Annotated in this window: 6 protein-coding genes; 3 read left to right on the top strand and 3 right to left on the bottom strand. The window is 75.4% G+C overall.

Going from position 1 to position 8,044, the window contains the following annotated elements:
* Nucleotides 1-140 precede the first annotated feature (140 nt).
* Nucleotides 141-980 carry an arylamine N-acetyltransferase gene (locus AB0A94_RS24400; RefSeq protein WP_361747619.1) on the bottom strand — a complete coding sequence of 280 codons (840 nt, stop codon included), beginning with the start codon at nt 978-980 and terminating at the stop codon, nt 141-143.
* 121 nt (nt 981-1,101) lie between these two features.
* Here AB0A94_RS24400 and AB0A94_RS24395 point away from each other — a divergent pair, with 121 nt between their 5' ends.
* From AB0A94_RS24395 to AB0A94_RS24385, 3 genes are all read left to right on the top strand, one after another.
* Nucleotides 1,102-2,451, top strand: a complete 1,350-nt coding sequence (locus AB0A94_RS24395; RefSeq protein WP_361747528.1) for a PLP-dependent aminotransferase family protein — start codon at nt 1,102-1,104, stop codon at nt 2,449-2,451.
* Nucleotides 2,452-2,550: 99 nt separating this feature from the next.
* Nucleotides 2,551-3,387 (top strand): alpha/beta hydrolase, encoded by an 837-nt coding sequence (locus AB0A94_RS24390; RefSeq protein WP_361747526.1) that lies wholly within the window; start codon nt 2,551-2,553, stop codon nt 3,385-3,387.
* An 82-nt stretch (nt 3,388-3,469) separates the two neighbouring features.
* A complete protein-coding gene (locus tag AB0A94_RS24385) occupies nt 3,470-4,117 on the top strand; it encodes a class I SAM-dependent methyltransferase (protein ID WP_361747524.1) in 648 nt (215 codons plus the stop codon).
* A 73-nt stretch (nt 4,118-4,190) separates the two neighbouring features.
* On the opposite strand, the gene AB0A94_RS24380 is transcribed toward AB0A94_RS24385, so the two are convergent.
* Both AB0A94_RS24380 and AB0A94_RS24375 read right to left on the bottom strand, forming a co-directional pair.
* A complete protein-coding gene (locus tag AB0A94_RS24380; protein WP_361747522.1) occupies nt 4,191-6,752 on the bottom strand; it encodes a ComEC/Rec2 family competence protein in 2,562 nt (853 codons plus the stop codon).
* Nucleotides 6,749-8,014: a helix-hairpin-helix domain-containing protein gene (locus AB0A94_RS24375; protein WP_361747521.1), complete on the bottom strand. Its 1,266-nt coding sequence runs from the start codon at nt 8,012-8,014 to the stop codon at nt 6,749-6,751. Before AB0A94_RS24375 ends, AB0A94_RS24380 begins: the two co-directional genes overlap by 4 nt.
* Nucleotides 8,015-8,044 lie beyond the last annotated feature (30 nt).

The raw sequence follows: 8,044 nt of genomic DNA, 5'->3' as shown, positions 1-8,044 counted from the left end.
GTCCCGGTGCCGGGGTCAGCCATCCGTCCCGGTGCCGGGGTCAGCCGCCCGTCCCGGTGCCGGGGTCAGCCATCCGTCCCGGTGCCGGGGTCAGCCGCCCGTCCCGGTGCCGGGGTCAGCCATCCGTCCCGGTGCCGGGGTCAGCCATCCGTTCTGGTGCCGCGCGCCGTCGGCACCGTGTCCAGTGCGATCCCGAACCGGTCCCGGTAGAGCGCGAGCACCTCCTCGTCCGTCCCTGCCTCGTGCTCCCGCCGCGTGCCGTCCGGCGCGGTGACCGTGAACCGCCGGCCGCTGAGCGTGATCCTGCCCCCGTCCTCGGTGATCCGCGAGCACACCGGCGACCGCGTGAAGTGGGAGAGCGGTGAGGTGCTGTGCCACCACGCCCCGACCGTGAAGTCGCCGAGCACCCTCGGCCGGACCTCCAGCCGGTACACCGGCCGCCCGTTCCGGCTCACGTCCAGGTCCGCCGCCTCCACCCGGTCGTGCCCGCCGCGCACCCCGGCCGCGTCGGCGCCCGCCTCGGCGATCCGGAACGTACCCCCGGCATCCTCCTGCTCCCCACGCTCCCCGAAGGCGAGCGGCAGGTGGAAGTGGGCCCCGAAGCCGACGTCGGCCAGCCAGTCGCCGCCGTCCACCGTCCGCACCCGCAGCGCGAGATGGTCGTACGGGATGCCGAGCCGGCCCCCGTCGCCGTACACCCGCGACGCGAGCAGCTGGACGTCGTAGCCGAGGGTGGCGAGCAACGCCCCGAAGACGCCGTTGAGTTCGTAGCAGAACCCGCCCCGCCGCGCCTCCACCACCTTGTCCAGCAGCCGCTTCCCGTCCAGCACGACCTCCTCGCCGAGATGGATGGACAGGTTCTCGAACGGCACGGTCTCCAGATGCCGCAGGTGCAGCTCGCGCAGCGCTTCCACGGTGGGCCAGGCGGGCTGTTCGACGCCCAGGCGGCGCAGATAGGCGTCGACTCCCGCGGTGTTCATCCCCTCAGTCATGCCCTCAGTGTCGCGCCACCCGCCCCTCCTCGCCCTCCGTTCCCGCCACCGGTCACCGTCGGCGGTGCGGGTACGCTCTCCGCTCCCCGAGGGGCGGAGGAGCCAACCCGTGCACGACTACCAGCGGATCGCCGACCGGATCGCCGCCGACATCCTGAGCGGCCGGCTCAGGCCCGGCCAGCGGCTGCCCCCGCAGCGGTCCTTCGCGCGTCGCCGCGGGATCGCCGCGTCGACGGCCGGCCGTGTCTACGCCGAACTCGTCCGGCGCGGACTGGTGGTGGGGGAGGTCGGCCGCGGCACGTTCGTGCGTGCCGCGCCCGTGCCGTCCGGCCGGGCGCTCGCCGAGCCCGCCACCACCGCGCCGGTCAATCTGGAGCTCAACTACCCGACGGCGCCGGACCAGGCCGCCCTCCTCGCGCCCGCCCTGGCACCGCTGCTGCGCCCGGACGTGCTGTCGGAGGCGACCCGTACCGCTCCGGCCGACGGCACGCCGGCCGCCCGCGAGGCGGCCCGCGGGCTGTTGGCGACGGCCGGGTGGCGGCCCTCCCCCGATCAGGTCCTCTTCAGCGGCAACGCCCGCCAGGCGATCGCCGGCGCGTTGGCAGCGCTGGTCCGGCCGGGCGGCCGGGTGGGGATCGACGCCCTGACCTACCCCCTGGTCAAGGAGATCGCGGCCCGGCTCGGCGTCACCCTGGTTCCGCTCGCCGGTGACGCCGACGGCATCCGCCCCGACTCCGTCGCCGCGGCCCACCGCACGGCGCCGCTCTCCGCGCTGTACCTGCAGCCGACCCTGCACAATCCGACGTCGGCGACCATGCCGGAGACCCGCCGTCGCCGGCTCGCCGCGGAGCTGCGCCCCTGGGGTCTGCCGGTCGTCGAGGACCGCATCTGGTCCTTCCTCTCGGACGACACCGAGCCCTTCGCGGCCTTCGCCCCCGAACTCACCTACGTGGTCGACGGGTTGTCCAAGCGGGTCGCGCCGGGTCTCACCGTCGGCTTCCTCGTCGTACCCGAGGGACGGACTGGGCGGGTGGGCGAGGCGCTGCGCTCCGGCGGCTGGACGGCGGGGCGTTTCGCGCTCGAAGCGGCCCTGCGGTGGATGACGGACGGGACCGTCGACCGGCTGACGACGGCCAAGCGCGCCGACGCCTCGCGACGCCAGCGGCTGGTCACCGAGCACCTGCGGGGTTTCACCGTCCGGGCCGACCCGCGGACGTACTACGCGTGGTGGCGCCTGCCCGCGCCGTGGCGGGCGGACACCTTCACCGCGGCCGCGGCCGCCCGCGGCATCGCGGTGACGCCCGGGCCGTCCTTCGCGGTGCCGGCCCGGTCGCCGGACCTTTCCGCGTCCGGCGCCGCCGACTGCGTCAGGCTCGGGCTGGCGTCGGCACCGCTGGAGGCGCTGGAGCGGGCCCTGCGGACGCTCGCCTCCCTCGCGCATGACACACACCACGAGTGATAGCGGACCTCCCGTCCTGAAGCCGGACACGGCGCCACATTGCACCGAGGGCAATGTTTTGATTGCACCGAGTAGTGACGTGCTCCTAGGGTCGTCCGCATGGCATCCCGTCTCGCACACCGGGCCGAGGGGAACGCCGGCGCCTCCGCGCTGCCCCTCGTCCTCGTCCACGGCCACCCCTTCGACCACACCATGTGGGCCCCGCAGATCGACACCTTCTCGCCCGGGCGCCGGGTGATCGCGCCCGACCTGCGCGGCTACGGTGTGTCGCCCGTCACCCCGGGCGTCACGGCGCTGTCCGTGTTCGCGGACGACCTCGAGGAACTGCTCGACTCCCTGGACGTGGACCGGTGTGTCCTCGGCGGACTGTCGATGGGCGGGCAGATCGTCATGGAGTACTACGCCCGGTTCCCGGAGCGCGTCCGCGGTCTGCTGCTCGCGGACACCTTCGCCGCACCCGAGACCCCGGAAGGGCACCGGGCCCGCAACGCCATGGCCGACCGGCTGCTGCGCGAGGGCATGCGGGGCTACGCCGACGAGGTGCTGTACAAGATGGTCGCGCCCCACGCGCCCCCGGCCGTCGCGGCGCACGTCCACCGCATGATGACCCGCACCGACCCGCGGGGCGCCGCCGCGGCCCTGCGCGGCCGCGCCGAACGGCCCGACTACCGCCCGCTGCTGAGCAGGGTCGCCGTGCCCGCGCTGGTCGTCGTCGGCTCCGAGGACGAGTACACCCCCGTCAGCGACGCCGAGTCGCTGCACGGCCTCCTCCCCGACTCCACCCTCGTCGTCGTCGACGGGGCGGCCCACCTGCCCAACCTGGAACGCCCCGACGCGTTCGACGCGGCCCTGGCGGACTTCCTGCGTCGCCTCGACATCACGGCCGACCGGACGAACCCGTCGGACCGGCCGGACGAAAGAAGCGCACGCCCATGACCACCGCCTCCGGTCACTACACCTGGATGCTGGGAGGTGATATCGCCGCTCTCGCGTCCGGGCAAGCCCGCTCACTGGACGGATGGGGGTACGGCCAGGCCCCGCCGGAACCCTTGCCGTCGACCTCGGCTGCGGTCCGGGACCACAGAGCCTCGCCCTGGCCGAACTGGGCTTCTCCCCGGTCCTGGCGGTCGACGCCAACAGGGCGCTCCTGGACGAACTGGCACACCACGCACGGGACGCCGTCCACCCGCTGCACGCCGACATCCGCGGAGTGCTGCCCGAGCACACCCACCCCGGCAGCCTGGGCGCGGTGGTCCGCATGGGCGACACGCTCACCCATCTGCCCCGCGCCCAGGACGTGACCGAACTGATCGCAGACGCCGCCGTTGCCCTCACCGAGGGTGGCCGGCTCGTCCTCGCCCACCGTGACCTGACCGCACCGCTCACCGGAGACGCCCGCTTCCTGCCCGTACGCGCCACCCGGGACCGGATCATGACCTGCTTCCTGGAGTACGGCGACGAAACCGTCACGGTCCACGACTTCGTCCACACCCGCACCGGTGACACCTGGCGGTTGCGCACCGGCAGCTACCCGAAGCTGCGCCTCGGTTCCGCCTGGGTCGCCGCGCAGTGCCGGGCCGCGGGGCTGCGCGTCACGCACGACGCTCCGGGGCCGCGTGGGCTCCACGTGATCAGCGCGGTCAAGGACGCCGGGACGGACGCCTGACAGCGTCGAACCGGCCCGTGACGGCCGGGCCCGTCCTGGTGGGTGACGAGTGGGGAAGCCAGGGCGGGAGACATCAGTGGCGCGCCACCCGCAGCTCCCCGCTCCCGTTCTCGCCGACGGCCACCGCCAGTGCCCCGTCCCGGTCCGTCCGCAGTACCGTCGCTCCCCCGGCGCGCAGGGCGGCGACCGTGTTCGGGGCGGGATGCCCGTACGTGTTGTCCTCCCCCGTGCTGATCAGCGCCAGGCGTGGGGCCGCCCGGCGTATGAGGTCCGGGTCTTGATACGCCGAGCCGTGGTGGGCGACCTTGAGGACGTCCACGCCGGCCAGTCGTCCGGCCGCGGGTGACCTCGCCAGGGCGCGCTGGGCCGGGGGTTCCAGGTCCCCGAGGAGCAGCAGGCGCAGACCGGCCGTGCGGACCAGCATGGCGACGCTGGCGTCGTTCGGGCCTTCCGGCACGGAGTGGGCACTGGGCGGTGGCCACACCACCTCCCAGGACAGCTCTCCCGCGCGCCGCGCCTCACCGGCCGCGGCGTACGTCACCGGGATGTTCCGGGCCGCGGCGAGTCTTCGGACGAACGCGGCCTGGTCGGCGGGTTCCTCGAAGGACGTCGTCCCGATGGCGCCCACCTCGCGTCCGCGCAGTACGCCCGGCAGGCCCGCCACGTGGTCGGCGTGGAAGTGGGTCAGGACGACGAGCGGAACCCTGGTGACGCCGAGGGAGCGCAGGCAGTGGTCGGCGAGGGCCGGGTCGGGGCCGGCGTCCACGACCACGCCGGTGCTCTCGCCCGCCGCCAGTACCAGCGCGTCGCCCTGGCCGACGTCGCACATCACCAGCCGCCAGCCCGGCGGGGGCCAGCCCGTGATCGCCCGGGTGAGGGGTCTTGGCTGGAGCACCACGAGCACCAGCAGGAGTGCGCAGGCGGCGCACCACCAGGGGTGCCGCAGCAGCCGCCGCCCCACGAGCAGTGCCGCCAGGGTGAGGGCGCCGAGCGTCGCCGCGCCGGTCCAGCTGCCGGGCCAGTCCACTCCCGCGCCGGGCAGCGCGGCGCCCGTTCTGGCGACCTGCGCGATCCACTCCGCGGGCCAGCTCGCGCACCAGGCCAGTGCCTTCGCCGCCGGCATCGCCACCGGTGCCGTGGCCAGGGCCAGGAAGCCCAGTACCGTGGCCGGCGCGAGCGCGGACTCCGCGAGCAGATTGCACGGGATCGCCACCAGGCTCACCCGTGCCGCCAGCACGGCGACCACCGGCGCGCACACCGCCTGCGCGGCACCCGCGGCGGCCAGCGCCTCCGCGAGGCGGGGCGGCACACCGCGCCGCCGCAGTCCCGCGCTCCAGCGCGGTGCGAGCGTGAGGAGCGCGCCGGTGGCCAGTACGGAGAGCAGGAAGCCGGGACTGCGGGCCAGCCAGGGGTCGTAGAGCACCAGGAGCAGGACCGCCGTCGCCAGCGCCGGGATCAGTGATCTGCGGCGGCCGGTGGCGAGCGCGAGCAGGGCGACGGAACCGCAGGCGGCGGCCCGCAGCACGCTGGGATCGGGCCGGCACACGACGACGAAGGCGAGGGAGAGCGTCGCGCCGAGGAGTGCGGTGGTCCGCAGGGGGATGCCGAGACGGGGTGCGAGTCCGCGTCGCTCGGCCCGCTGCGCCAGGCCGGGCGGGCCGAGGAGCAGGGCGAGGAGGATGGTGAAGTTGGCACCGGAGACGGCGAGCGTGTGGGTGAGGTCGGTCTCCCTGAACGCCTCGTCCAGTTCGGGGGTGATCCTCGCGGTGTCGCCCACGACCAGGCCGGGCAGCAGCGCCCGCGCGTCCGCCGGCAGGCCGTCGGTCGCCTCCCGCAGTCCGGCCCGCAGCCGTCCCGCCAGCCGCTGCGGACCCGACGGCCCGCCCACGGTCTCCGGGCCGTCCCGGCCCTTCACCCGCAGCACGGCGGCGAACCGGTCGCCGCCCGCCCTCGCCGGGGCGAGCCGCGCCTCGACGCGGAGGCGGGTGGAGGGCAGGAGGGCCAGCCAGGGGGAATCCCCGGCGTGACCGGGCGCGGTGCGGCCGGTCCGGCGCGGGTCGACGATCAGCAGGACGGGCGTGCGGGTCGTCTCCGCCGTACCGTCGGCGCGCTCCACCCGTCGTACGTCGGCCTCGATCAGTACGGAGGTGGGGGCCATGTGGTCGCCGCTGACCCTGGGCCGGGTGAGCCGGGGGTCGGAGGTGATCTCGACCTCGGCGGTCACCGGGGCGTACTCGCGCGCCAGTGCGGGCACGGGGCCCCTTCGCAGGTCCGCGCCGTGCAGTCCCGCCGATCCGGCGGCCGCCGCGACGCAGAGCAGGACGGCGGCGGTGGCGTGGGCGGTGGCCCGTCCCCGCCCGGTCAGGCGACTGCGCGCCATGAGGAGGGCGCCGGCCGTCAGCAGGGAGGCGATCACCGCGCCCGCCGCCCGGCTGGGCGGGGCGTGCAGCAGCACGGCGGCCGTGGCCCAGGCGGCCAGGGCGGGCGGGACCAGTCGCAGGTCCGTCGGACCCTCCTGCCTCGGGTGCGCGGCTCCGAGCCGCTTGCCGGAGGCGGCGTGGACGTGCCGCCGGGCGGTGGGCCGCGGGGGCGGTGGTGCCGCCGTGTCCGTCGTCTCCGTCGTCTCCGTCCTCATGGCCGTACGAGGTTCCGCAGCTCCGCGAAACGGCGGTCGCCGATGCCGTTCACCTCGCGGAGTTCCTCCACCGAGCGGAAACCGCCGTTCCGGGTGCGGTAGTCGACGATGTGCTGGGCGAGCACGGGGCCGACTCCGGGCAGGGTGTCGAGCTGGTCCGGGGTGGCGGTGTTGAGGGACACCGGTACGGTGGGGCCGGCTCCCGCCGCCGTACCCGCCGTACCCGCCGTACCCGCCGTACCCGCCGTACCCGCCGTACCCGCCGTACCGGGAGGGCCGCCGGGGGCCGCTCCGGCCGGTGCCGGGTCCCCTACGACCACCTGTTCGCCGTCGACGAGGAAACGGGCGCGGTTCAGGGTGTCGGTCCTGGTGCCGGGCCGTACTCCGCCGGCTGCCCGCAGCGCGTCCTCGACGCGTGAACCGGCGGGCAGGCGGTGGATTCCCGGGTCGCGCACCTTGCCGCTGACGTCGACCACGATCTCGGGCCCCGCCGGGCCCGAACCGCCGGGCTTCACCGCGGCGTCCGGCGCGGCCTCCCCCTTCAGCGCGCCCTTGACGTGCTCCCCGTGGGGAACCGCCGCCGCCCGCACCACCTCCGGTGCCCGTACCGGCTGGGTCCGCCCGGTCCAGAAGTGCTGTACGGCGAACCCCACGGCGACCACGAGCAGCACCGACAGCGCGACCACGCTCCGCCGCTCCATCCCGCACCGCGCCTGCACCCACAACGGCAGACGCTCCCGCAGCGCGAGCCCGGCCCTCTCCCGCAGCCGCCCCCGCTCGGACCCTCCACCGGGCTCCTCCGGGCCCGCGACCTCACCCTCTTCGTCCACCTCGACCGCACCACCACCGGACCCCGCCGCGCGAGGGTCCGCAGCCGCCGCCCGCCCTCGCGCGGCCGACCGATCCACAACCGTCGGCCGATCCACAACCGTCGGCCGATCCACAGCCGCCGGCCGATCCACAACCGTCGGCCGGTTCACAACCGTCGGCCGGTTCACGGCCGCCGAAGAGCCGGCCCGCCTGATGCGGCGGGTGCCGGTCAGGGCCCAGGCCGGTGGTCGCCTGGTGTGCGCGGAGTCGTCGCCGTCGAACAGTGACTCCGCCCGGCGGCGGAGTTCCTCCGCCGCCGCTCGGTGGTCCCGGCGCGTGGCCCGGCCGCGGGATCCGGTCGGCCGGCGGTGGCGGGCGCGGCCGTCGGAGGCGGGCGGGCGGCCCGGGCCGCTGGTCGCCGTCGCTGTGTGTGAACGTGATCGAAGTGCCATGCCAGGAGGATCCGGCACATCACCCCACCC

This window comes from Streptomyces sp. NPDC044984 (assembly GCF_040646935.1).
Lineage (GTDB): Bacteria > Actinomycetota > Actinomycetes > Streptomycetales > Streptomycetaceae > Streptomyces.
Note: the sequence above shows the minus strand (reverse complement) of the source record. Positions and strands in the feature narration are given on the sequence as shown.

Bases quoted from the DNA above. Each gene is read 5' to 3' on its own strand.
- AB0A94_RS24375 (WP_361747521.1), bottom strand. From the start codon at position 8,014: ATGGCACTTCGATCACGTTCACACACAGCGACGGCGACCAGCGGCCCG.
- AB0A94_RS24400 (WP_361747619.1), bottom strand. From the start codon at position 980: ATGAACACCGCGGGAGTCGACGCCTATCTGCGCCGCCTGGGCGTCGAA.
- AB0A94_RS24390 (WP_361747526.1), top strand. From the start codon at position 2,551: ATGGCATCCCGTCTCGCACACCGGGCCGAGGGGAACGCCGGCGCCTCC.
- AB0A94_RS24385 (WP_361747524.1), top strand. From the start codon at position 3,470: ATGGGGGTACGGCCAGGCCCCGCCGGAACCCTTGCCGTCGACCTCGGC.
- AB0A94_RS24380 (WP_361747522.1), bottom strand. From the start codon at position 6,752: ATGAGGACGGAGACGACGGAGACGACGGACACGGCGGCACCACCGCCC.